Source organism: Luteibacter sp. GL_149, from assembly GCF_057834065.1.
In genome coordinates, this window is the sequence record NZ_CM174395.1 from 4415001 (window position 1) to 4437963 (window position 22963).

The 22963-nt window shown below is 64.3% G+C and carries 23 protein-coding genes and 1 tRNA gene (1 of these 24 running past the window's edge); 14 read left to right on the forward strand and 10 right to left on the reverse strand.

The annotated features are described in order from the left end of the window. On the forward strand, nucleotides 1–933 hold the 3' portion of the coding sequence (locus tag AC3IR3_RS19335; RefSeq protein WP_489194530.1) for an OapA family protein. The gene continues 516 nt to the left of window position 1, outside the view; 933 of the gene's 1449 nt are visible here — the last part of the coding sequence; the start codon falls outside the window, past its left edge; the stop codon is at nucleotides 931–933. A 6-nt stretch (nucleotides 934–939) separates the two neighbouring features. Further along, entirely contained in the window at nucleotides 940–2061 is a 1122-nt protein-coding gene (locus AC3IR3_RS19340; RefSeq protein ID WP_489194531.1) for an anhydro-N-acetylmuramic acid kinase, read from the forward strand. Here AC3IR3_RS19340 and AC3IR3_RS19345 read toward each other — a convergent pair. From AC3IR3_RS19345 to AC3IR3_RS19355, 3 genes are all read right to left on the reverse strand, one after another. Then, nucleotides 2058–2366, reverse strand: coding sequence for a hypothetical protein (locus AC3IR3_RS19345; protein WP_489194533.1), 309 nt, complete (start codon nucleotides 2364–2366; stop codon nucleotides 2058–2060). The two genes, AC3IR3_RS19340 and AC3IR3_RS19345, sit on opposite strands and share 4 nt — an antisense overlap. Nucleotides 2367–2463: 97 nt before the next feature. After that, nucleotides 2464–3762: an AmpG family muropeptide MFS transporter gene (locus AC3IR3_RS19350; RefSeq protein WP_489194535.1), complete on the reverse strand. Its 1299-nt coding sequence runs from the start codon at nucleotides 3760–3762 to the stop codon at nucleotides 2464–2466. Further along, nucleotides 3759–4529: an exodeoxyribonuclease III gene (locus AC3IR3_RS19355; protein WP_132145290.1), complete on the reverse strand. Its 771-nt coding sequence runs from the start codon at nucleotides 4527–4529 to the stop codon at nucleotides 3759–3761. Before AC3IR3_RS19355 ends, AC3IR3_RS19350 begins: the two co-directional genes overlap by 4 nt. An 84-nt stretch (nucleotides 4530–4613) precedes the next feature. On the opposite strand from AC3IR3_RS19355, the gene AC3IR3_RS19360 reads away from it, so the two are divergent. The 3 genes from AC3IR3_RS19360 to AC3IR3_RS19370 all read left to right on the forward strand — a co-directional run bounded on the left by AC3IR3_RS19360 (nucleotide 4614) and on the right by AC3IR3_RS19370 (nucleotide 6512). Next, nucleotides 4614–5120, forward strand: coding sequence for a GNAT family N-acetyltransferase (locus AC3IR3_RS19360; RefSeq protein WP_489194538.1), 507 nt, complete (start codon nucleotides 4614–4616; stop codon nucleotides 5118–5120). A 2-nt stretch (nucleotides 5121–5122) separates the two neighbouring features. Beyond that, the gene (pyrE, locus tag AC3IR3_RS19365; RefSeq protein WP_489194540.1) at nucleotides 5123–5770 is read left to right on the forward strand and encodes an orotate phosphoribosyltransferase; all 648 of its coding nucleotides are present in this window, start codon (nucleotides 5123–5125) and stop codon (nucleotides 5768–5770) included. Between the two features lie 100 nt (nucleotides 5771–5870). Further along, entirely contained in the window at nucleotides 5871–6512 is a 642-nt protein-coding gene (locus tag AC3IR3_RS19370) for a DUF4124 domain-containing protein (RefSeq protein WP_489194542.1), read from the forward strand. A gap of 31 nt (nucleotides 6513–6543) precedes the next feature. Here AC3IR3_RS19370 and AC3IR3_RS19375 read toward each other — a convergent pair whose 3' ends face one another. The 3 genes from AC3IR3_RS19375 to coaBC are packed head-to-tail and all read right to left on the reverse strand — an operon-like array spanning nucleotide 6544 to nucleotide 10557. Beyond that, entirely contained in the window at nucleotides 6544–8868 is a 2325-nt protein-coding gene (locus tag AC3IR3_RS19375; RefSeq protein WP_489194544.1) for a phosphomannomutase/phosphoglucomutase, read from the reverse strand. Nucleotides 8869–8892: 24 nt separating this feature from the next. Continuing rightward, complete coding sequence (dut, locus tag AC3IR3_RS19380) at nucleotides 8893–9348, reverse strand: dUTP diphosphatase (protein WP_132145298.1); 456 nt, start codon at nucleotides 9346–9348, stop codon at nucleotides 8893–8895. A gap of 6 nt (nucleotides 9349–9354) precedes the next feature. Beyond that, nucleotides 9355–10557: a bifunctional phosphopantothenoylcysteine decarboxylase/phosphopantothenate--cysteine ligase CoaBC gene (gene coaBC, locus AC3IR3_RS19385; protein ID WP_489194545.1), complete on the reverse strand. Its 1203-nt coding sequence runs from the start codon at nucleotides 10555–10557 to the stop codon at nucleotides 9355–9357. Between the two features lie 156 nt (nucleotides 10558–10713). Here coaBC and radC point away from each other — a divergent pair, with 156 nt between their 5' ends. The 5 genes from radC (at nucleotide 10714) to AC3IR3_RS19410 (ending at nucleotide 15168) form a co-directional block, all read left to right on the forward strand. After that, nucleotides 10714–11385: a RadC family protein gene (gene radC / locus AC3IR3_RS19390; RefSeq protein WP_489194547.1), complete on the forward strand. Its 672-nt coding sequence runs from the start codon at nucleotides 10714–10716 to the stop codon at nucleotides 11383–11385. Nucleotides 11386–11910: 525 nt separating this feature from the next. Next, complete coding sequence (gene argS, locus AC3IR3_RS19395) at nucleotides 11911–13599, forward strand: arginine--tRNA ligase (RefSeq protein ID WP_489194549.1); 1689 nt, start codon at nucleotides 11911–11913, stop codon at nucleotides 13597–13599. Continuing rightward, a complete protein-coding gene (locus tag AC3IR3_RS19400) occupies nucleotides 13599–14336 on the forward strand; it encodes an SPOR domain-containing protein (protein ID WP_489194551.1) in 738 nt (245 codons plus the stop codon). The genes argS and AC3IR3_RS19400 overlap by 1 nt, the downstream gene beginning before the upstream one ends. Nucleotides 14337–14427: 91 nt before the next feature. Then, nucleotides 14428–14503 (forward strand) — tRNA-Ile (locus AC3IR3_RS19405). 152 nt (nucleotides 14504–14655) lie between these two features. Further along, on the forward strand, nucleotides 14656–15168 hold the full coding sequence (locus AC3IR3_RS19410) for a hypothetical protein (protein WP_489194553.1): 513 nt from the start codon (nucleotides 14656–14658) through the stop codon (nucleotides 15166–15168). On the opposite strand, the gene AC3IR3_RS19415 is transcribed toward AC3IR3_RS19410, so the two are convergent. The 3 genes from AC3IR3_RS19415 to AC3IR3_RS19425 form a co-directional block, all read right to left on the reverse strand. Then, on the reverse strand, nucleotides 15165–16481 hold the full coding sequence (locus AC3IR3_RS19415; protein ID WP_489194555.1) for a Y-family DNA polymerase: 1317 nt from the start codon (nucleotides 16479–16481) through the stop codon (nucleotides 15165–15167). The genes AC3IR3_RS19410 and AC3IR3_RS19415 overlap by 4 nt on opposite strands. Beyond that, nucleotides 16478–16828: a hypothetical protein gene (locus AC3IR3_RS19420; RefSeq protein ID WP_489194557.1), complete on the reverse strand. Its 351-nt coding sequence runs from the start codon at nucleotides 16826–16828 to the stop codon at nucleotides 16478–16480. The genes AC3IR3_RS19415 and AC3IR3_RS19420 overlap by 4 nt, the downstream gene beginning before the upstream one ends. 73 nt (nucleotides 16829–16901) lie before the next feature. Then, entirely contained in the window at nucleotides 16902–17498 is a 597-nt protein-coding gene (locus tag AC3IR3_RS19425; protein WP_489194559.1) for a LexA family protein, read from the reverse strand. Nucleotides 17499–17609: 111 nt separating this feature from the next. On the opposite strand from AC3IR3_RS19425, the gene AC3IR3_RS19430 reads away from it, so the two are divergent. Continuing rightward, a complete protein-coding gene (locus tag AC3IR3_RS19430; RefSeq protein ID WP_489194561.1) occupies nucleotides 17610–18578 on the forward strand; it encodes an SOS response-associated peptidase family protein in 969 nt (322 codons plus the stop codon). 164 nt (nucleotides 18579–18742) lie between these two features. Here the strand turns inward: AC3IR3_RS19430 and AC3IR3_RS19435 are convergent, their stop codons facing one another. Then, a complete protein-coding gene (locus AC3IR3_RS19435; RefSeq protein ID WP_489194562.1) occupies nucleotides 18743–19099 on the reverse strand; it encodes a helix-turn-helix transcriptional regulator in 357 nt (118 codons plus the stop codon). A gap of 195 nt (nucleotides 19100–19294) precedes the next feature. On the opposite strand from AC3IR3_RS19435, the gene AC3IR3_RS19440 reads away from it, so the two are divergent. The 3 genes from AC3IR3_RS19440 to AC3IR3_RS19450 all read left to right on the forward strand — a co-directional run bounded on the left by AC3IR3_RS19440 (nucleotide 19295) and on the right by AC3IR3_RS19450 (nucleotide 22956). Then, entirely contained in the window at nucleotides 19295–20050 is a 756-nt protein-coding gene (locus AC3IR3_RS19440; RefSeq protein ID WP_489225031.1) for a hypothetical protein, read from the forward strand. Next, entirely contained in the window at nucleotides 20047–20826 is a 780-nt protein-coding gene (locus AC3IR3_RS19445) for a hypothetical protein (protein ID WP_489194566.1), read from the forward strand. The genes AC3IR3_RS19440 and AC3IR3_RS19445 overlap by 4 nt, the downstream gene beginning before the upstream one ends. A gap of 243 nt (nucleotides 20827–21069) precedes the next feature. After that, nucleotides 21070–22956 carry a YadA-like family protein gene (locus AC3IR3_RS19450; protein ID WP_489194568.1) on the forward strand — a complete coding sequence of 629 codons (1887 nt, stop codon included), beginning with the start codon at nucleotides 21070–21072 and terminating at the stop codon, nucleotides 22954–22956. The last annotated feature ends 7 nt before the right edge of the window (nucleotides 22957–22963 follow it).

Consider the following 22963-nt stretch of genomic DNA (forward strand, 5'->3'; position numbering starts at 1 on the left):
TTCGACCAGGACGAAGCCAGCATCGCCACGCTTCGCCTCGATGGCGCAAAGCCGGAATTGACGACGCAGTCGCGCGATGTACAGCGTCGCGAACATATCGCGCACGGCACCATCGACAGCTCGCTGTTCGGCGCGGCATCGAAGGCCGGCATGAGCAACGCGATGGTCCTGAAGCTCGCCGAAGTGTTCAAGTTCGACATCGACTTCGTGCAGGACCTGCGCGTCGGCGATAACTTCACCGTGATTTACGACGACATCTATCGCGACGGCGCCTATTCCCGCGAAGGCGACATCGTCGCCGCCGAATTCGTCAACCAGGGCAAGCGCTACACGGCCTATCGCTTCAAGAACAGCGACGGCAAGTACAGCTACTTCAGCGAGGAAGGCCGTCCGCTGACGGGCTCCTTCCTGCGTATTCCGGTCGACTTCACGCGCATCTCGTCGCAGTTCAGCGCCGGCCGCATGCACCCGATCCTCGGCAAGATGCGCGCACACAAGGGCGTCGACTACGCGGCCCCCACCGGCACACCCATCCACGCGGCGGGCGATGGCGTCATCAAGTTCCGCGGCTGGATGAACGGCTACGGCAACTTCGTCGTCATTCAACACAACGCCACGATCAGCACCGCCTACGGCCACATGTCGCGCTTTGCGAATCTGCGCGTCGGCCAGCGAGTCACCCAGGGCAGCACGATCGGCTTCGTAGGCATGACCGGCCTGGCTACCGGCCCGCATCTGCACTACGAATTCCGCGTCAACAATACGCAGCGCGACCCGCAGACCGTCACCCTGCCAAAACCCGAACCCCTGCCCGCGGCACAGCTGGCGAAGTTCAAGAGCGAAGTGGTCAAGCCCCAGCTGGCTCGCTTGAATCAGGTGGACAGCAGCGTCAAGCTGGCCCGCGCCCAGTCCGATACCCGTAGCGACGACTGATCCGCCATGGCGGACAATAGTGAGCTTTATCTGGGCCTGATCTCCGGCACCAGCGCAGACGGCATAGACGCCGCGCTGGTGCGCTTCGAGGACGAACAACCGTCCCTCGTCGCCGGACTGACCCATCCGTGGCCCGACGATCTGCGTGCGCGCATCCTCGCGATCGCGCAGGACGAGCAACGACTGGATCTGGATACGTACGGCCGGCTCGACGTCGCCATAGGGCGCATATTCGCGGAAGCCGCCCTGGCGGTGCTGGCCCAGGCTGGCGTCGCCGCGTCGTCCGTGCGTGCCCTGGGCTCGCACGGACAGACGATCAGGCACCGGCCCACCGGCGAACACCCCTTTACCCTGCAGATCGGCGACGCTTCCGTCATCGCCGAAAGCACACGCATCGAAACCGTGGCCGACTTCCGCCGCGCGGACATCGCCGCGGGCGGCCAGGGCGCGCCCCTAGTGCCCGCGTTCCACGCCCACGTCCTCGCACCGACAGAAGAACCACGCGTTGTCCTGAATCTCGGTGGCATCGCGAACGTCAGCATCCTCGGTGTCGACGGATCGGTCACGGGATTCGACACCGGGCCGGCCAACGGATTGATGGATGCGTGGTGTCAGCGCCAGCTTGGCGAACCTTACGACCGCGACGGCCGCTTCGCTGCGTCGGGCACGGTCGACGAGCGGTTATTGGCAGCCTTGCTCGCCGATGCCTACTTCGCCCTTCCTCCGCCCAAGAGCACCGGCCGGGAACACTTTCATCTCGCATGGCTCGATGGCCACCGCGAACTGAGCGGTCTGGCCCCCGCCGACGTGCAGGCTACCCTGCTGGCCCTGAGCGCGATCACGGTGGCTCACGATATCGCCCGCTATGGCCACGGCGCGCGACAGGTCGTCGCGTGCGGCGGCGGCGTACATAACGCCGCGCTGATGGAAGCGATCAGGAGTCGACTGGGACCGGTGGAATTGCAGCGAAGCTCCGCTTATGGGATCGATCCCGACTTCATGGAAGCCATGGCGTTCGCGTGGCTTGCCCGGCAGAGACTATTGGGCAGGCCAGGCAATTTACCGACCGTCACAGGCGCGAGCGGACATAGAGTACTGGGAGCCGTTTACCTGGCTCCCACGGCCTAAATCGATTCGCCCGCTTCGGAGTAGTTTTTTGCCGCGGCGGCAAGCGCGGATGGCGACGTCTGCGACAGGGCGTTCAACGCCTCCTGAAAGGCCGCCTGCTCCTGCGCGTCGTAGGCCCCGGTCAGATGCGCGATATCGCCCGGCTCCAGCAGCAATTCGCTGAACACGTCGCCCGCCCCCATGCCCAGGCCGTAACGCAAGGCATGCAGGATCACTTCGTTGATCGACCAGCGGCGCTCGCGCGCGAGCGTCTTGATGCGCTCCGCCATCGCCTCGTCGATATGCCTGACCACAATATCCGGCACGTGCGTCTCCTCCTGTATCGCGCATGCCCCCTGTGCGGCCGATTCTTGCACAGAATCGGCGATGCGGTCTCCCCGGCCGGTCGCTATAGACCGAACGTCAGCGAGGGGCCGCGATCGTAGGAATTCGCCGCCACAACAGGGCAAGAACGATCAGGGTCGGCACGATGGAAACCGTGCTGATGACGAACAGCGTCGTGTAACCGGAATCCCGCACCAGGAAACCGGACATGCCGCCGATCACCTTGCCCGGCAGGTTCGCCAGCGAACTGAGCAACGCGTACTGCGTGGCCGTAAAGCTGCGGTTGACCAGCGAGGACATGAAGGCAACAAGCACGGGCCCCGCGAACCCTTGTGCGAAATTGTCGCCCGACAGCGTCAGGACGAAACTCCAGGTTTCGCCCGGGTGGTTCGCCATCACGATATAGAGCAGGTTCGACACCGCCACACCGACGCCAGCCACGGCCAGGAGCCGGCGAAGCTCGAACCGGGTAACCGCCCAGCCGCCCGCCAGCGCACCGACAATGCCCACGACCACGCCGTATACCTTGGAAACTTCGGCGATCTGCGTCTTGGTGAATCCCGTATCCAGATAGAAGGGATACGCCATCACGCCCAGCATCTGATCCGGCAGGCGGAACAGCCCGACGAAAGCGATCAGGCCAAGCGCCAGCCCCAATCCGTATCGCGAGAAAAAGTCGCGGAAGGGCCCGATAAATCCATCCTGTACCGCAACGGCCAGCGACACGCGCTCGCGGACACGGTGCTCGGGTTCGCGAACGACCAGTACGCTGACGATCGGGATAATCAGCAGCAGACAGATGGCCACGTACGCCTTCTGCCAGCCAACCGCGTCCGCGATGATGAGAATACCCGCGCCGCTGGCGATAAGGCCGAAGCGGTAACCCAGCGTGTAGGTCGCCGCCAGCGCGCCCTGCGCCTCGGGCGGTGCAATCTCGACGCGATAGGCGTCCACCACGATATCGATGGTGGCGCCCGCGAATGCCGCGATCAGCGTCACGCCGACAAAGCGCGCCAGGGAAGCATCCGGCGGCATCATGGCCATGCCCAACAAACCGACAGTCAGCAACAGCAGCGCGAACATAAGCCATCCGCGCCGCTGTCCCAGCCGGCAGAAGAGCGGCAGCCGGAAGCGATCCACCAGCGGCGCCCACACGAACTTGAAGTTGTAGCTGAAGGTTACGTAGCTGGCGAGGCCGATGGCACCGTAGTCGATGCCCGATTCCTTCAGCCACGCCGAAAGCGTGTTTCCCACCAGAAGGAACGGCAGTCCGGATGCCAGTCCGAAGAACAGCATCGTGATGGCGCCCGGCTGTGCGAAAGCCTGAAGAACGCCACGAAACCCCTTGTAGCGGGGTGCCGGAGAGGTTGCCGTCACTCGGCGTAGTCCACGATGAACGGCGCGTGGTCGGAGAAGCGCTCGTCGCGATAAACGGAACACGCACGCAGACGGTCGCGCAGCGAGGGCGTCGCAATCTGATAATCGATGCGCCAACCCACGTTATTCGCGCGTGCCTGGCCGCGGTTCGACCACCACGTGTATTCCACGGCGTCCGGCTTGAGGGCACGGAACGTATCCACCCAACCGATTTCCTTGAACAGCAGGTCGAGCCATGCCCGCTCTTCCGGCAGGCAGCCGGAGTTCTTCTGGTTCGACGTCCAGTTCTTGATGTCGTTCTTGGTATGGACGATGTTCCAGTCGCCGCACAACACATAGTCGCGGCCGCTGGCGGCCCACTCGCGCAGGATCGGCGTCAGCCATTCCATGATGCGGAACTTGTACTGCTGGCGTTCGTCGCCGGACGAACCCGACGGGATATAAAACGACACGACGCTCAGGTTGCCGTAGCGCGCTTCGATGTAGCGGCCTTCGCAGTCGAAGTCCTCGCGCCCCAGCGACGTGCGCACTTCGTCCGGTTCGCGCTTCGAATAAATCGCCACGCCGCTGTAGCCCTTCTTGCTGCGGGCATCGTGATAGAAGCAATGATGTCCGTCCGGCCGGAACATCGGATCGACCAGCTGGGCTTCCTGCGCCTTGGTCTCCTGCAGGCACACCACGTCGGCGTCCTGCGAACGCAGCCATTCGAAAACGCCCTTGGTCGCGGCGGAGCGAATGCCGTTGGCATTCAGGGAAATGATGCGCATGGTGCCTTCGGGGGTCGATGGACGGATCGGCGCATCATACCAAGGCACGTGGACGACCCGATGTCCGGCCATTACGATGCTGCCATGCCGATTCCCCTACGCATCGTTCCTGCCATCGGCAGTTACCGGGATGCCGCCCTGCGCCTCTCCGTCCATAGCGAACAGCGCGCATTCGTGAGCGCCATGTCCGACACGTTCGCGGACATCGATGTATGCCCCGGAAGCGAGGCCCTGGCCATACTGGAGGGCGACACAGTCGTCGGCTTCGTCCGGATCGAACGCAATGTGTCCGTCGTCACCGGCCATCCCGCGCCTGGGTCGCTGGGCCTGCGCAGTTTCCTGATCGCCGCGACGCAGCAGGGACGAGGTCTGGGCGCGGGCGCGCTCGAGGCAATTCGGCAGGATCTGTCGCGGCGATATCCCGACCGGGACCGTATCGTCCTCACCGTCAACCTCAGGAACGCGTCCGCCGTGCGCCTGTATGGTCGCGCGGGCTACGTCGACGACGGGCAGCTGTACCATGGCGGCGACGCCGGCCCCCAGCACGTGCTGTGGCGCCCACTGATTCCCGATACTCCCAAAGAGCCCTGACCGTGCACGATTACCAGCGCGAATTCATCGAACTCACCCTTGCCCGCGACGTACTGCGATTCGGCGAGTTCACCCTGAAATCCGGCCGTACCAGTCCGTACTTCTTCAACATGGGACGTATCGATTCCGGCGGCGCTCTCGCCCGCCTGGGACGCTCGTACGCCGCCGCCATCGAACGGTCCGGCCTCGGCTTCGACATGCTGTTCGGCCCGGCCTACAAGGGCATCGCGCTTGCCGCCGCCACCGGAATCGCGCTAGCGGACCACCACGGCCGCGACGTGCCGTGGGCCTATAACCGCAAGGAAGCCAAGGATCACGGCGAAGGTGGCAACCTCGTCGGCGCTCCGCTCAGGGGCCGCGTGCTGATCGTCGACGATGTCATGACCGCCGGCACCGCCGTACGCGAATCACTCGACCTCATCCGCGCCAGCGGTGCCGAGCCGGCAGGCGTTCTCATCGCGCTGGACCGGCAGGAACGCGGCAAGGGCGATCGGTCCGCGGCGCAGGAAGTCACGGCCGAGTTCGACATACCCGTCATCGCTATCGCCACCCTTGCCGATGTCCTGACCTTCGCGGGCGAGCGTCCCGATCTGGCAACCGAGCACGGGCGACTGGTGGCCTATCGCGACCAGTACGGCGTCGACGCTTAAGCCCGTCGTCACGCCGAAACGGCAACTGCGTCACGTCAACGTATCAGCGGCCGCGTCTGCGGCCTCATGATGGATATACTCCGGCGCAGGAGGGGACACCATGCGAATTTTGCTTTACGTCGTCGTTTGCGCCGGACTGTATGCGGGCATCGCTACCGCCGCGCAGGACAACGCCAATGCGTTCCGCTACAAGTGGCGCGACAGTCAGGGACACATCTATTTCAGCGACAGCCTGAGCCCGGACGCCATCCAGAATGGCTACGACGTGGTCAACGGCCAGGGCGTCGTCGTGAAGCACATCGATCGCGCCCTGACGCCGGACGAGCGTATCGCCGCGCGAAAAGTCGCCGATCAGCGTGCCGCCGACGACCTCGCCGCGCAGAACCGTCAGCGCGAAGACATGCAGATGCTCAACGCCTATCCCGACGAGGCGTCCTTCACGTCCGCGAAGACGGCCGAGGTCGAAACATTCGAGCAGGCGGCCAGAACCACGCGCCTGAATCTGCAAAGCCAGGAAAAGACGCTGGCCGAGTTACTGTCGCGCGGCGCGGATCTGGAACGGGCAAAGCAACCGTTGCCGCCCTACCTGACCGATCGCATCACCGAACAACGCAACACAGTTGCCACACTCCGGTCCACGCTCCAGCGCCAGCAGCAAGCCAAAGACGCAGCGCGGACGAAAGCCGACGCCCAGCTGCAGCACTATCGCGAACTGCGCGCAGCCCAGAAACCCGGCGGCTGATCAGACTGCCGCCTCTCCCGAATCGCCCGGGTCAGAACGGCAGCGTCAGCGACGGGTCCATCGCGTGGATCTGCTGGCGGAAGACTTCCTTGATCCGCTCCAGCGCCTTGCCGTTGTCGGCTTCGAAGCGCAGAACCAACACTGGCGTGGTGTTGGACGCGCGCACCAGCCCCCAGCCATCGTTCCAGTCGGCCCGGATGCCATCGATCGTCGTCAGGCGTGCGTCCCCGAAGTTCGCCTTGGCGCGAAGGTCCTCGACGAAACGATGGCTTACGCCTTCTGCCATCGCCACCTTCAGTTCCGGCGTGGACAGGCTTTGCGGCAACGTCTCGAAAATCTCGTCGGACGTCCCACCCGCGTCGACATCGCGACCCACGATTTCCAGCAACCGCGCCGCCGCGTAGATGCCGTCGTCGAATCCATACCAGCGGTTATTGTCGGCAAAGAAGAAGTGTCCACTCATCTCGCCCGCGAGAGCCGCGCCGGTTTCCCGCATCTTCGCCTTTATCAGCGAATGGCCCGTGCGCCACATCAGCGGCACGCCAGCGGATTCCTGCACCAGCTTGCGCAGATGACCCGTGCTCTTCACGTCGTAAATAATCGTGGCGCCCGGATTACGCGACAGAACATCCCGCGCGAACAGCATCAACAGACGATCCGCGTAGACGATTTCGCCGCTACGCGTGACCACGCCCAGCCGGTCGCCGTCGCCATCGAATGCCACGCCGATATCCGCGCCGGTCTTTTGCACCGACACGATAAGGTCCTGCAGATTGTGCGGGTCCGACGGGTCGGGATGATGGTTCGGGAACGTACCGTCCACGTCGCAGTACAAGGGAATGACTTCGCAGCCGATGGCCTCGAGCACGCGCGGAGCGACGTCGCCGGCAACGCCGTTGCCGCAGTCGACCACCACTTTCAGCCGGCCCTCGGCCGACACGTCCGACGCGATGCGCTCGACGTAATCGCCCACGATGTCCTGCGTGCGCAGGCTACCGCCGCCCGAATGGTCCAGGCGCTTCTCGTCGATGCGCTTGTAGATGTCCTGAATCGCCCCTTCGGAAAGGGTCTGGCCGCCGACGACAATCTTGAAGCCGTTGTAATCGGGCGGATTGTGGCTGCCGGTCACTACGACACCGCAGCCTGTGTTGAACTTGAACGTCGCGAAATAAACCAGCGGCGTCGGCACCGCACCCAGGTCGATGACATCGATGCCCGCAGCGCGAAGTCCTTCGGACAGTGCGCCAGCCAGTTCCGGGCCGGATAGCCGGCCATCGCGGCCGATGACGATTTCGGACAGGCCCTGCTCACGCATCAGGCTACCCACGGCCTGTCCGATCAGACGGGCGACGCCTGCGTTGAGGTTCGTCCCGACGATGCCTCGTATGTCGTAGGCGCGGAAAATCGATGGATCGACGGTCACCGTCTCGGGTTCGCGAGTCCTTGGCGACTCCAGAACGTGCACGGGCGTTGCCAGTCGGGGCGGTTCGCGCACGACATCCGCCACCAGCATGTCTTCGGGCACGGCCACGACGACCTGCCGGGGACGCGATCGCATCCAGAGCAGCGCGATACCGCCAGCCAGTCCGGCGAGTGCAAGCACCAGCGTCAGCGGCCACGAATGCGGCAGCACGATAAAAGCCTTAGGCAACGCGGCATAGATATAGAGCGCGCTACCCGGAATGCGCTGCCCCTGATCCTCGAGGGTCGGTGCCGTGCTGCCCTTTGTCAGCAACTGGAGGTTCGAACCGCCCTCGCCCTGACGAAGCTCGATGCGACCCGATGCGGGCTGGATGCTTTCGAAACGCGTATGCACCGAATCGAACGGGTACTGCAGCCATACGTAGGCGCGGACGGCGCCCGGACCGCCAATGGGCTCGACGACGCTCAACTCGCGTTCGGTGCCGGCAAGGAACGACTGGACCGGCGACTGTTCGTCCGAACCCAGTGCAGCCATCAACTGCGCCGCCTTGGCGTAGCCGAACTCACGGTAGTTCGCGCGCACGACTTCATCGAGGCTGCCGCTATAAACCTCGATCTCCTTCGAATCGGGCAACAACTGCTTCAGGCGTTGGGCAGCCGCGCCGCGGTCGTCGATGATGCCGGCCAGTACGGGATCCGCTGCCGCCTTGGCAACCTGGGCGTGCCGGGCCGCGATGACTTCGCCGATATCGTGCACGGCCTGCCGCTGTGCCGAGCGCACGCGTTCCGCCGCATCCGCCTCATCGGCGATCAGCCATGTCTGCCACCCACAGAAGAGTCCGCCCGCGATCAGCAGCGTCGCCCCCACGAGTGGGAGCAAACCTGCGATGTCGATACGAATCCCCTTGCCCGAGCCTCCTGCCTTCCCCGCCATACCCGTGTTTCTCCGTTGGAGACGTCAGCCCACCCCTGTAGAACCGAAGCCGCCCTCACCGCGGTGCGACGGCGCAAACCCTTCGACCACGCGCAGACGCGCCCGGCCGACCGGCACCAGCAATAATTGCGCGATCCGGTCACCCGGCGCGATGGTGTAGTCCGCGTTTCCGCGATTCCAACACGAAATCATCAGTGGGCCCTGGTAGTCGGCGTCGATAACGCCCACCAGATTGCCCATGACCAACCCATGCTTATGCCCCAGCCCCGACCGCGGCACGATCAGCGCGCACCATGCCGGGTCGCCGATGTGAATGGCAATACCGCTCGGCACCAGGGAGCTTTCGCCCGGCTTGATGGTTAGCGGCTGCTCCAGCGCGGCGCGCAGGTCCATGCCCGCGCTTCCGTCCGTGGCCGGCTCGGGCAGGGGAATGGTGTCGCCGAGGCGGGGGTCCAGGATTTTCAGTTCGATGTCGATCAAGAGGGCTTACGTCCGTTTGGTGCGATAGCGATCGGCGATGTGCGCGACGAGTTGCCGCGCCAGCTCCGTCTTCGGCATGTGGGGCAGGACCGCGTCGCCATCGGCCCAGTAAATGTGCAGCGCGTTCTCCGCCACCTCGAAACCGCGACCGGCGCTGACGTCGTTGGCGGCGATCATGTCCAGGCCCTTCCGGCGAAGCTTGTCTTTCGCGTAGTCGGCGATCGCCTGCGTTTCGGCCGCGAAGCCCACAAGGAAGGGATGCGACGGAAGCGCTGCGAGCGCGCCGATGATGTCGGGGTTCTCGGTGAGTTCGAGATGCAGCGGCTGGCCATCGTGCTTCTTCAGCTTGTCGCTGGCGGGAGCTTCCGGGCGATAGTCGCCCACGGCCGCGGCACCCACATAGATATCGGTGGTCGCCGCGTTCGCCAACACGGCCTCGTGCATCTCGCGCGCGCTGCGCACGTCGATTCGGCGGACGCCCACCGGCGTGGGAAGGCTCACGGGTCCGGCGACCAACGTCACGTCGGCGCCGGCTTCGTGGGCGGCGGCGGCCACGGCGAACCCCATACGCCCGGAACTGCGGTTCCCGATAAAACGCACGGGATCGATGTCTTCGTAAGTCGGCCCCGCGCTGACCAGCACCCGGCGCCCGGCAAGCAGCCGGTCGCCGAACGATGCCACCAGGGCGTCGCGCAATTCGTGGGGTTCGAGCAGACGACCCGAGCCGATATCGCCACACGCCTGGTCGCCATCGGCGGGCCCAAGGATGGTGACGCCGCGCTGACGCAGCGTGGCGACGTTGGCCTGCACAGCGGCGTGGGCCCACATCTGCTGATTCATCGCCGGGGCGACGAACACGGGCGCCGCCGTGGCCAGGGCCACCGTCGTCAGGAGATCGTTCGCGAAACCATGCGCGAGGCGCGCGATCGTGTCCGCGCTGGCAGGCGCGACGATGAACCGTTCGGCCCAGCGCGCCAGCTCGATATGCCCCATCGCGGCTTCGCCCGCCTCGTCCCACAGGCTGACGCGTACCGGCTGACCCGAAAGGGCCTGCATCGTGGTGGGCGTTATGAAGTGGGTCGCGCCCTCGGTCATCACGACGCGCACTTCGACATCGAGGTCGCGCAGCCGGCGAACGAGTTCGCAGATCTTGTAGGCGGCGATGCCTCCGGTCATCCCAACCAGGATGCGACGTTTGGCAAGATTCATGGCGATCTGTCGGCGCTTTCGGAACGGGTAGCTAGCTTAACGGATTTCGCCAGGGTCTCTTCCTGCATCGGCCCCACCACGCCCACGGGCGCAGCCCACACGTCGGCCTGGGCGCGACTCATAGCTCCCGTCGGACCAACGCCGGATCATGGCGGGATGAGCATCCAGCAATGGCCAGAAGGCGAACGCCCCAGAGAACGCCTGCTTTCTAAGGGCGCGGCACATCTCACCGACGCGGAGCTGATCGCCGTGCTGCTTGGGAACGGAACGGTGGGACAGGACGCGGTCGGGCTGGCACGGTCCTTGTTGAGTAAGGCCGGCGGCGTGTCGCGATTGCTCGCCGATCCCCAGAACGTGCCCCGCGTCGTCGGCGTGGGCCCTGCCAAACGCGCACGCCTGATCGCCACGTTGGAACTGGCGCGCCGTGCACTGGCCGAGCGGCTGCTGGAGCTGCCCGCCCTCGCCAATCCACGCGAAAGCGCCGCCTATCTCAGCGCCCGGCTGCGGCACCTTCCTTATGAAGTGTTCGTCTGCCTATTCCTGGACAACCGCAATCGGGTGCTTGCCTGCGACGAACTGTTTCGCGGAACCGTCGACGGAGCCAGCGTCTATCCGCGCGAGGTCGTGCGTGCCTGCCTGAAGCACAACGCCAGTGCCGTGATCTTCGCCCATAACCATCCGTCGGGCGTGGCCGAGCCGAGCGAGGCCGATCGGGACATCACCGAGGTGCTGGGCCAGGCGCTGGCACTGATCGACGTCCGCGTCCTCGACCATCTGATCGTCGGTGAAGGGGAGCCGGTGTCGATGGCATTGCGCGGACTGCTTTAGCGCCGCCCCAAAGAAAAACGGCGCGGTTGCCGCACCGCGCCGTTGTGGGTCATCTTCCGAGGGAGGGGCTGTCGATGACCCGTGTGCCCGTCGGCCGGGGAGACACCGGAGCACGTGGAGAAGTATCGGCGAGGGGGATGACAGCGAAATGACGACCAGGCGTCGTTTCGACGATTCGCCGGAAAACCAGGTTGGCGGCGGCTACCGGGAAGCCATCCCACGGCACCCTGCCGTTTTTGCGCCATTCGACTTATGCACAAACACGAATTTTCTCACTTGGCGGTCACAGCTGTTGTCCACACAGAGGTCAACGACGTAACCGGCTGATTTAAATCACTTCATCATGTGACGGTACCGAGTCTTTACGGTAAGGCGCCCGGGAGGCAAACGCCGGACGCATATTGCCCACAGAGTTATCCACAGGCTGTGTGGATAAAAGTACCGCCTCCGCTCCCGTCCTTTCGTACCAGCGCCCCCCGCCTACTCTGCTAGGATTGCCGGTTCCATATTCGCTTCGCCCCTCCCGTGAAAGAAGAGCTTCAACATCTCGTACTGCAGGCCATCGACGCCCTGCGGCAGAACGGCACATTGCCGTCCGATTTCGTCGCCCCGTCCTTCGTGACCGAGCGGACGCGCAGCCGCGAGCATGGCGATTTCGCCACGAATGCCGCCATGCTGATGTCCAAAGCCGCCGGCCGTAAACCCCGCGAACTGGCCGAGGCGCTGGTCGCCGCGCTGCCCGGAAGCGCCACGGTGGCGCGGGTGGATATTGCCGGCCCCGGCTTCATCAACTTCTTTCTGGCGCCTGCCGCCTATCACGCGGAAATTGTCCGCGTGCTGGCCGAGGGCGACACCTATGGCCGTAGCCGCTCCGGCGCCGGTCGCAAAGCGGGCGTGGAATTCGTTTCCGCCAACCCGACCGGCCCGCTGCACGTAGGCCACGGTCGCGCAGCCGCGATCGGCGACTGCCTGGCGCGTCTGCTCGATGCCGCCGGTTGGGACGTTGCGCGCGAGTTCTATTACAACGACGCCGGCGTACAGATCGCCAACCTGGCAACGTCGACCCAGGCCCGCGCCCACGGAGTGACACCCGCCGACACCCACTGGCCGGAGCTGGGCTATCGCGGCGACTACATCGCCGACGTGGCACGCGCATTCCTGGACCGCGACTCCGTCGAAGCCGATGGCGAGACCGTCACGGCCAATGGCGACGCGAACGACCTGGACAGCATCCGCCGCTTCGCCGTCGCCTACCTGCGTCGCGAGCAGGATCTGGACCTCAAGGCCTTCGGCGTCGGCTTCGATACCTACTTCCTGGAGTCGTCGCTCTATAGCGGCGGCAAGGTCGAGGAGACGGTGCGCGAGCTCGTCGCCCATGGCCATACCTATGAGGAAGGCGGCGCGCTGTGGCTGCGTTCCACGGATTTCGGTGACGACAAGGACCGCGTCATGCGCAAGTCCGACGGCACCTATACCTACTTCCTGCCGGACGTGGCCTACCACCTGTCCAAGTGGCAGCGCGGCTACGAACGGGCGATTACCGAGCTGGGCTCGGATCACCACGGTTCGCTCGCCCGAGTGAAAGCCGGCCTGCAGGCGCTGGACGCCGGCATTCCCAAGGGCTGGCCCGAATACGTCCTGCACCAGATGGTGACCGTGATGCGCGGCGGCGAAGAGGTGAAAATCTCCAAGCGCGCCGGCTCCTACGTCACCCTGCGCGACCTGATCGACGAAGTCGGCCGCGACGCGACGCGCTACTTCCTGATCGCCCGCAAGGCCGATTCGCAGCTGGTCTTCGACATCGACCTCGCGCGCTCGCAGAGCAACGACAACCCGGTCTACTACATCCAGTACGCCCACGCCCGCGCCTGCCGCGTCTTCCGCGAACTGGCCGATCGCGGCCTGTCGTTCGACCGCGCGAACGGCGTGGCCCACCTGGACCGGCTCGATACCGAGCACGAACAGGCGTTGATGGTCGAACTGTCGCGTTACCCCGAAATGGTCGAGTCAGCCGCGGCCACGCTTGAACCCCATCTGATCGCTCAGTACCTGCGCGACCTCGCCGGCGCGCTGCACAGCTATTATCACGAGCACAAGTGGATCGTGGATGACGCGAATCTGCGCGACGCCCGCCTTGCCCAGGTGGTCGCGACGCAGCAGGTATTGAGGAATGGTCTGGATCTGCTGGGCATTTCCGCCCCGGAGAGCATGTAATGGCACCACGTAAGAAGGCCAAGGGTCGTCAGGCCGTCCGTAACGATTCCAAAGGTATGCCGGGCTGGAGCTGGGCGCTGATCGGCATTCTCGCCGGCGCCCTGTTGATGGCATTCGCCATGCGCGGCACCTGGATGCCGATGATGCGCAAACAGGACGGCCCCGAACCCAACCCGCAGGCCACCGCGCAGAAGGGCAGCGAACCGGGCGTCGTCGATCAGGCCGAACCGGACAAGCCCAAGAAGCCGTCCTACGACTTCTATTCGGTGCTGTCCGAGAAAGAAGTACGCATCCCCGACGCCGAAATCCGCGCGCAGGCCAGCGCCGAAGCGCAACAGCGCCAGCAGGCCGCCGCCCAGCAACAGGCAGCGCAGCAGCAAGCAGCCGCCGCGCAACAGCAGCAACAGAAAGCCGCGCAAGCCAACCTGCCGCAGGCACCGACCCAGACCGTCACAGCGACGCCAGCCACACCGACGGCGCCAGCCCAGGCCAGCCCGGGCAGCAGCGGCTACCTGCTTCAGGTCGGCGCATTCCCCAGCGCGGGCGACGCCGAAGCACTCAAAGCCAAGCTCGCACTGCAAGGCTTCGTCGCCAACGTCCAGTCGGTCAAAGTCGGCACACAGACCTACAACCGCGTTCGCCTCGGCCCCTTCAAGTCCGCGACGGAACTGGAAAGCACGAAGCAGCGCCTACAAGCCGTTGGCATCAGCGCCATCGCGCTAAAAGAAGGCAGCTAAGCAAGCCACCCGCCGACGGACGGCGGCGCAACGCCGCCGTCCGCGCTGTCGCTCCACCCCGCTCCATTCGCTACACTTGCGACCCGCACGCGGGCCTATAGCTCAATGGTTAGAGCAGAGGACTCATAATCCTTTGGTTCCAGGTTCGAGTCCTGGTGGGCCCACCATTTTAGCTATTTATATTCAGATAGTTATAGCGGCATTTCGGGACATCGAATCCGAATGTCCCAAGACCTTCCCGGCGATGGCTCCGCTATGGCTCCCCCTTGAACCGTTGGAAGCGTAGCCAGGATGGCTTCCGACTGGCACGATGCAGACCATGCCAAAACGCGTTCAAGCCATCCCCGACAACCTCTTGCAAACGATAGCCGGAGACCTCTCGGACGACGTGCTTTTGCTGCCCACGCAAGTGATGATGTTGACCGGCCTTTCCATCGGCTCACTCAAAGAACGCATGCGCACGCGACCACCCAAACCGCCCCATCCGGAGCCGCGCGAAAAGAAGCGCGCTGCAGTGTGGTATTCGATGGGATCGGTGCGCCGTTATCGCGTGTGGCTCGCCGAACAAGCCGCGATCAACGCGCACTTGGAGGCAATGAGGTTTGCTTCGTTCGCCGCGTTTCTTCATGAAGCGCGTCCGTCGGACGTCTGGCCGTTTGCACTCATCGGCCCACATCGGCGCCCCGTGGATTTCGGGCTAACCCTCCGTGGCGACGTCGCCATGACGCGCGCGGACACGTGCGCCTGGCTCACCCTGGCTGACTACCTCGATGCGCGCTCACGGGCTGCACAGGCCGAACACGCGGCAACGCGCGAACACGGCCAGGGCTAGTCGCTCGATACAACGCGCAGTTGGTTCCAGTTCGTCGTGTAGCAGGGGCTGAGCATCCCGCGCTGCATCGCCCAGTCGCGCTGGTCGCGCACGCCGGCCGCGCCGATGCACAGAGTTCCCCGGCCCCATTTCCGATTGGCCTTATCGAGCACGCCCATGAGTGTTTCGCGCTGAGCATTGCGCTCGGGCGGGGCGGTGTCGAAGAGTGAGCCTTGGACCAGTTCGCGCGGGCGCAGGTCATCCAGCATGACCCCTGCTTTGACGTAGCGATAGCCGGGCCGCCACACCATGCGCAGCACCGCCATGGACCAGGCCGCGATCGTCGCCGTGTCGTCGGTCGCGCTGGGAAGCGCCACGCTTCGCATCGGTGTGTATTGCGCATCCTGCGGTCGAAAGACGTTGGTCTGGATCCAGACGGCCACGCGACCTGCGGCACTGCCCTGCTGCCGGAGTTTTTCAGCGGCACGGCTCGCATGAAACTGGACAGGGGCGGCCAACTGGTCGAGGGTGCATAGCGGACCGCCAAACGAGCGCGAAGCGATGATCTGCTTCTTGGCGGGCGGCTCATTTTCCCACGCCACGCACGCCACCCCGCGCAGTTCGGAGACCGTGCGTTCCACGACGACGGAAAATCGTTCGCGGATGCGCTTGGGATCGCAACGGCGCAAGTCGGCTGCCGTGGCAATGCCACCTTCGCGCAACTGCTCGGACAGGCGCCGCCCGATGCCCCACACGTCCTGCACGTCGAACTCGGCCAGCACCTGGTCCAACTCGGTTTCGGGCAATGCAGAGAGGTCGCACACACCTCCCCACCGGGGCTGTTTCTTCGCCACGTTGTTCGCCATTTTCGCCAGCGTTTTGGTGGCGCCGACACCCACGCACACCGGCAAGCCGGTCCACTGGCGCACACGATCGCGGATGACCCGCCCGTGTGCCGTCAGATCCAGCCGCGGTTGAGCGGTGAAGTCGAGGAAGCACTCATCGATCGAGTAAACCTCCTGATCCTCGTCGGGCACGAACTGGCCCAGCACGTCCATGAACCGGCGGCTGATATCGCCATACAAGGTGTAGTTGCTGGAGAACGCGACGATGCGGTGCTGCCGCGCCAAGTCGCGCATCTTGAACCAGGGCGCGCCCATCGGCACGCCCAGGGCTTTGACTTCTGAACTGCGCGCCACCACGCACCCATCGTTGTTCGACAGCACGACGACGGGCACGCCTTCCAGATCCGGCCGAAAGACGCGTTCGGCCGAGCAATAGAAACTGTTGGCATCGACCAGGGCGATGCGGCGGGGCGGTTCACCGTCGATCATCGCGGATGCGGTCGCCAGGTGCCCACGAGTTCGTTGACTTCGCTGTCCCAGTGGATCCACAGGTCATCGACCAACTTGCTGGCGTGGTAAAGCGTTTCAACCTGTGGCGTGGCGTTGAGCATCGCGCTCATCGTGCGAGGCGCCTCACGCAACGCGACCAGGTTCATGGCATAGCCGTTGAACAGGTGCAGGTCCGGCACGACCATGTTCAAGTCTTCGGGATCACCCGTTCGGAAGCCAAACGAATAGAACGTATTCGCCGCTTTGGCTGCGAACAACGCTTGCTGGTTGTAGGGATGATGCTTCGGACCGGCGACTGGGGTTTCGGTTTGGTTTGTAGTGGTCATATGAGTCTCCTATGGTTGATCACTCCTCCTATTTAGAGCCGATGCAACCGAAGTGTGATTTTTTCCTAGCGGGCTATCGCCCACCTCGGCGAAAACTCCGAAGGCAGTTGGTCACCACGCCCCAGATCACCAGTTCATCCCCATCGTCCAGCACGATTGGTTTGAAATGCGGGTTCTCCGGCATCAACGCCAACTTGCCGTCCAGCGTCCCCAATCGCTTCACCGTCAAATCGTTATTGAGGACGGCCACGACCACATCGCCTTGCTGCGGATCGAGCGCCCGATCCACCACGATGCGATCGCCATCAAAAATCCCAGCGTTCATCATCGACCAGCCTTTGACCACCAGGACGTAGGTCGAAGCCTCATGTCCCTGCTGGATGAGTTCGGAGTTCAGATCGACGCTGTTATCGATATAGTCTTCGGCGGGGGAGGGAAAGCCTGCCGGCACCCGACTGGCGAAGGCGGCCAGGCTGACCGTTGTCGGGATTAGTGAGACCGGCCGAGCATCCCCAGCGGTCGTCGGCTGGCGGTAGGTGTCCAGGTAAGACACCACCGTTTCGACCTGACTGGCGGGCACGCGGATGGGTTGCGTGGGCTCGCCGAAGGGGCCGGAGCCTGCTTTCCGGCCGGCGCCCGGTCGGAATCCACCGTGATCAGGGGGTGTCATGGGGCTCTTCTTGATTACTGAACGAAAATCAAGATTACCACCCGATCCGTCTCAGCGTCTGAGAGCGCGAGGCGGGTATGCTGGGCCTAGCCACCAGCGCGGGATGATGACATGTGCTACTCGGCCCAAGTGTGGGCGGACTATCACCGCTACCAGCGGGAGTTCGGCGCCACCCTTTCCATCACCGAGTTCGTGCGCCTCTTCGGCGAGCGAACGCGGGAGCGGAAGATCCGGATACCCAAGGCCATGGCGGATGCATTTGCGCATCCGACCACCCCACCCGAACGCGAAATCGGAACGTTAATCAAGGCGTTCGATGCGGAGCAAGCCTCCGCTCTGGAACAGGATCTGTTCAAGCAGAAAAAGCGCCTGGCCGATGCCGAACGCACCTTGCAGACGCGGACGACGAAGGCGGCTCTCGAACACCAGCGCATTGCGACCAGCAAGATCAGCGCGATCCAGGTTAAGTTGGCCGACCTTCGGCGCAGGGAGCCCGTGGATCGCGACGCACGGATATTTCCCGACACTTACGCGCCGGTGATGATCGTTCGGAATGGCGAAAAGGTCGTGATCCCGATGCGTTACCACTGCCGTCCCGAAGGGATGCCCGCCTCCATCGATCGGACGAAGGATGGCCGGGTCAGCGGCACGTATAACGCAAGGCGGGACAACCTCGAACGGTTCTGGCGCGGGCAGTTCGGGCACACCCACGGGATCATGGTCGTCAACGCCTTCTACGAGAACGTGGCTCGCCATGCGGCCGAACACCGGGCGTTGGCACCCGGTGAGCCCGAAGAAAACATCGTCCTGGAGTTCAAGCCGCAGCCACGGCAGGACATGATCATTGCCTGCCTGTATTCCCACTGGACCGGTCCTGGCGAAGATTTGTGGTCCTACGCGGCCATCACCGATGACCCGCCGCCCGAAGTGGCCGAGACCGGTCACGACCGCTGCATCATCCAGATCAAACCGGAGCACGTGGACGCCTGGCTCAACCCGGACCCGACGAACCTGGCCGCGCTTTACGCCATCCTCGATGACCGGCCGCAGGCGTTCTACGAACACCGGTTGGCGGCGTAAGAGCGTCGGAGGCCGATACCCGTTTTCCGACTACAACGGGTTGAAATCAGGACGGGGTCTGTGCGATACATGCGGGGCCGGGAAGTCAGGCGCTACGAACATGCCCCTTGCATAGAGTTTTGACCGACGCCCGACCGGGCCGCTGCTAACCCCAGCGGCCCGTTTCATTTTCGGGCCTTGGGCGCCTTCTTCGCGGCCTTCTTGGCAACAGGCTTGGCCGGCGCTTTCTCAGGGCTCTTGCGGGTCAGGCGAGGCGGTCGCCGGTGGCTCTCCATGGCCTTCAACCGTTGCTCGAACAGCACTGCGAACCGGGGAAACGTGACCCCGTATAGGACACAGAACTCCCGGACCTGGACCAGATCCAGGTTCCGTCGCCCCACCTCCACCGCCGAAATGTAGGTCTGGGGCCGGCCGAGCGCCGCGGCGGCTTCAGTCTGGGTCAGGTTCGCCCGGCGGCGGAGGTCAAACAGGAGGGTCGTCAGTTCCAAGTGCTCCGGGGAGTGAACCGTCTTGCGCTTCATGTGCGTGCCGTCCAAATAGTGGTCGGCCGTCAACCTATTACCCGCTATACGCCTACGCGGAACTCGTATCTTTAGCCGTTTTACGACTACTGATTTAGCCGTTGTTTTGTGTAACGAAAGTATCCTGCTTTCGCCGGGATGGAACGGGTGCGCCTGGGCGATGGTCACATTCACCCGCCGAAACAGGGGTTTCGTATGAAAAGGTTTGGTTTGCTTTTGGCCGCTGCCCTCTTGGGCGCCACCGTCGCACCTGCCGTGGCTCTGGCGCAGGAAAGTGAAGGTGGGTTCCGTGGATTTCTCCAGCGCGCCGGTTCGGCTGTCACGCAGACCGCGCAGGCGGTGGTGGGTAAGCCTGCCACCGCAGGCTCGAACAACTCGGCGGGGGCCACGACCGCCGGTGACTACTACCGCCCCATCAGCCCTGCCCATGGATCGTTCCCGGGGATCTTCGGCAACTACCGGCCGGGGGTGGACACCTTTCCGAGGGTGGCGTTGACCTTCACCCGTTTCGGCGCTTCGGAGCCGTGCTGGACGGTGCGCGCGAGCATCTGGCGCTCCGAGAAGTCGCCGACGATTGAGACGTTTCAGATCTGCAACTCGCCCATCATCCAGATGGATGATTTGGGCAATCCGTCCACGGTCGACGCAGGCCAAGGGATGACGTTGGCGAACGCGATCTTGCCCGCACAAAACGTCGAAGGCTCGTCCCATGCCGCGTCGTCGTCGACGCGAAACGCGGGGCCAAATCCGCCGTTGCGCCTGTTCCAGATCGAGGCGACCGGTCCGAATGCCTACGCCTTTAGCATCCAATACCGGAGCATCCTTTTGCGCCTCGCCTGGCTCTCAGGCTACGTGAACCCGTCGGCGCCGACGATCAACAGCACGATCGGTAAATCGATGTGGACGGTCTTTGATCCCAACGGAAACCTGGACCGGGCGGCGCACCTGTGAACGCGCTTCCGCTGCGCGTCATCGCTGCCTTGATAAGCGGCTTCGTCGGACTGGTCCTCGTGATGTCCTTCTTCGCAATCCTCCATCGATACCGCGTCAACGACGGTCCATTGCCTTACGCCGGCTTCGCTGTGGGCGCCATCGTAGGTTGGATTGGGGTGGGCCGCTTTGCGGCCCTGCGCGGGGCTAGCGCCGCGAAGCACGGGCCACCGCTCCTGGTCGAGGAACGGGGCGAATGGACCCATATCTATGCGCGCCCCAGGCCCCTCCCCGCACGCATTACCGTGGTTTCCTGGGTGGCCGCTGTGGTTCCGGCGGTAGCCGCAGCGTTCTGGGTGACGTCCGGGACGTCGAACCCGCGTTTGCCGATGTTCGTGTTCATCATCGTGGTGTTCCTGGCCCTGATTGCCGGCGCGATCTCGAAACTCTTTGGGCTGTTTCACAATGCAAGGCGAAAGGCGCAACGTCACGGTTTCGACATCGGAGCCGCAGGCGTTCGCCTGCGCGATGGCACGCTCATCCCGAGTGCCGTGATCGCACGCGTGACCATCACCAACGCGATGGATGGACGGGTCGTGGCCGTCGGCGGCTTCAATGCCACGGCCGGTGTTGCGCAGATGGGGATGACCACCCAACGGCTGATTGCGGCCGTGAGTTTCGTTGTGAATCTGGAACACGAGGGACAACGAACCATTCTGGCAGGCGGGCTGGATGACGCGCTCGCCCACGCCGTGATGCGGGAGGTCACACGTCGTGTGCCGGGCTTCGCGATGTAACGCTTCCCGCTGCGCCCACCGAACGAGAGCCGCGATCCGTCGCGGCTTTTTTTGTTCTTAGGGGGCTTCCGGATGAAGTTTCGGTGACTAGCATGGGTTGTGTCCGCCACTTCCCCGCCGAGACACACCATGCTTCCTCTCCGCTCTCCCCGCCTCCTCCGCGCGCTGTTGTGTGCGCTTCCTTTCTTCGCTGCCGCACCGCTTCCCCTCCACGCGGAGACCTGCCCTTATCTTTGGATGTGTGTGGGTAACCCTGCACTGGGCAACTCATTCCCAAATAGCCAGGCCCTGGGTGACAACTCGGTTGCCGTGTATGGACTCGCGCGCACCAACGGATCGATTACGATCGGGGGGACGGCGGGTTACAACGGTGCCGCAGACACCGACCCGACCGGTCCGACTTTCAACACCAACGCAACGGCGGTGGGCACCGGGTCGAAGGCCTTGGGTGGTCAATCGTCTGCCTTTGGCGCAGGAGCACAGGCCACGGGCGCAGGCGACGTGGCCGTGGGTGCGGGTGCCTTCGCCAACACGTCGAACGTCGGGAACAGCAACGCAACGGCCGTGGGCGCAGGCGCCTTCGCAAACAACTCGTTGGCAACGGCGATCGGTGCCCAGTCCGCCGCCACCGGCAATGGGGCCTTTGCGGCAGGCGCGGGTTCCAGTGCCTCCGGAACCAAAGCCGTCGCTTTGCTCGGGCAAGCCAGTGGTGACTTCGCCCTATCGTTCGGCGTGGGCAGCGTCGCCAGTGGCGCCTACGCTTCGGCGTTCGGCGTCGGCTCATCGGCGACGGCGGATCAGGCGACCGCCATTGGTTTCAACAGCGTTGCCAACGAACCCAACACCGTCAGTATTGGTGATGCCGCGAATCAGCGTCGATTGACCAACGTTGCGGAGGGTCAGGCCAACACGGATGCGGTGAACGTCCAGCAACTCAACGATGCCATCGGCCAAGTGAGCACCGGTGGCGTCACCTGGATCGCGTCCACTGAAACGCAGGCTGCGCAGGCCAAGGGCAACTCGGGCCTGGCGATGGGCAGCAATGCGCAGGCTGGCAACTCGGGAACCGCCTTCAACGTCGCAGTGGGTCCGAACGCCCAGGCCGGCGCATCCGCCGACACGTCGCAGAACCTGGCCGTAGGTGCCGGCGCGGCCGCGGGACTGCATGGTTCCTCGATGCTCGGCACCGGCGGTCAAGCGACGGCAGTGGGTTCTTCCGCGGTCGCTGATGCGGTTGCCTCCAGTGCGTTCGGCCAGAGTGCCCAGGTTCTCGCGGGTGCTGATTTCTCCACCTCCATCGGCTCGGGGACCGTGGCCGATCGTCCGTTCACCACGGCCTTCGGCAATCGCCAACTGGTCCAAGTCAACGCGGGTAGCGAGCCGACCGACGCTGTGAACGTCGGCCAGATTGCACGGGTCGTCGGTGGGTTCGGTGGCGGCGCTTCGTTCGCCGGTGGCACCTTCCAGCCGCCCTCGTATCTGCTGAGCGGACAAACTTTCCGCGATGTCGGCACCGCATTAACCTTTCTCGATCAGCGCATCGACGCCGTTCCGCCAGGTGGCGGCGGAATGGTCGGGCCACAGGGTCCGAAGGGCGACACCGGTGATACCGGTCCGCAAGGTCCGGCGGGCCAGGACGGCACGGGCAATGGCAACGACACCAAGGCGGTCCACTACGACAACGCCTCGCAGAAGGACGTGACGCTTCAGGGCGCCGATGGCACGCAGATCCACAATCTTGCCAACGGTGTGGCGCCCAACGATGGGGCGAACGTCGCCCAGGTCCAAGCGGCCGTGCAGCAGTCGCAATCCTACACGGATAACCAGGTCGCTGCGGCGAAGGATTGGGCCAAGGGCTACACCGATCAGCGATTCGATCGCGCTTCGCGGCAGTCCGCGCAGGCGGGTGCGGTTGGATCCGCCATCGGCATGCTCGCGCTCGGTGCGCAGGGCATCCAACAGAGCGATCGGTTGGTCATGTCGGTGGCCGGCTACCGCGGTCAGTCGGCCGTGGGCATTGGCTTCAACCATGTATCGCAGTCCGGTCGCGTGAGTGTGGCCATCGGTGGCGCGTTCGCCTCCGGCGGAACCGCCATCGGCGTCTCGGTCGGCATCGGCCTGGGTCAATAAGAGGACG

What these genes read in the sequence shown, in the direction of transcription:
- AC3IR3_RS19360 (WP_489194538.1), top strand. Translation starts at nt 4,614, where the DNA reads ATGCCGATTCCCCTACGCATCGTTCCTGCCATCGGCAGTTACCGGGAT.
- AC3IR3_RS19420 (WP_489194557.1), bottom strand. Translation starts at nt 16,828, where the DNA reads ATGACCACTACAAACCAAACCGAAACCCCAGTCGCCGGTCCGAAGCAT.
- AC3IR3_RS19440 (WP_489225031.1), top strand. Translation starts at nt 19,295, where the DNA reads ATGAAAAGGTTTGGTTTGCTTTTGGCCGCTGCCCTCTTGGGCGCCACC.
- radC (WP_489194547.1), top strand. Translation starts at nt 10,714, where the DNA reads ATGAGCATCCAGCAATGGCCAGAAGGCGAACGCCCCAGAGAACGCCTG.
- AC3IR3_RS19340 (WP_489194531.1), top strand. Translation starts at nt 940, where the DNA reads ATGGCGGACAATAGTGAGCTTTATCTGGGCCTGATCTCCGGCACCAGC.
- AC3IR3_RS19425 (WP_489194559.1), bottom strand. Translation starts at nt 17,498, where the DNA reads ATGACACCCCCTGATCACGGTGGATTCCGACCGGGCGCCGGCCGGAAA.
- AC3IR3_RS19370 (WP_489194542.1), top strand. Translation starts at nt 5,871, where the DNA reads ATGCGAATTTTGCTTTACGTCGTCGTTTGCGCCGGACTGTATGCGGGC.
- coaBC (WP_489194545.1), bottom strand. Translation starts at nt 10,557, where the DNA reads ATGAATCTTGCCAAACGTCGCATCCTGGTTGGGATGACCGGAGGCATC.
- AC3IR3_RS19410 (WP_489194553.1), top strand. Translation starts at nt 14,656, where the DNA reads ATGCCAAAACGCGTTCAAGCCATCCCCGACAACCTCTTGCAAACGATA.
- AC3IR3_RS19430 (WP_489194561.1), top strand. Translation starts at nt 17,610, where the DNA reads ATGTGCTACTCGGCCCAAGTGTGGGCGGACTATCACCGCTACCAGCGG.
- AC3IR3_RS19435 (WP_489194562.1), bottom strand. Translation starts at nt 19,099, where the DNA reads ATGAAGCGCAAGACGGTTCACTCCCCGGAGCACTTGGAACTGACGACC.
- AC3IR3_RS19355 (WP_132145290.1), bottom strand. Translation starts at nt 4,529, where the DNA reads ATGCGCATCATTTCCCTGAATGCCAACGGCATTCGCTCCGCCGCGACC.
- AC3IR3_RS19400 (WP_489194551.1), top strand. Translation starts at nt 13,599, where the DNA reads ATGGCACCACGTAAGAAGGCCAAGGGTCGTCAGGCCGTCCGTAACGAT.
- AC3IR3_RS19375 (WP_489194544.1), bottom strand. Translation starts at nt 8,868, where the DNA reads ATGGCGGGGAAGGCAGGAGGCTCGGGCAAGGGGATTCGTATCGACATC.
- AC3IR3_RS19415 (WP_489194555.1), bottom strand. Translation starts at nt 16,481, where the DNA reads ATGATCGACGGTGAACCGCCCCGCCGCATCGCCCTGGTCGATGCCAAC.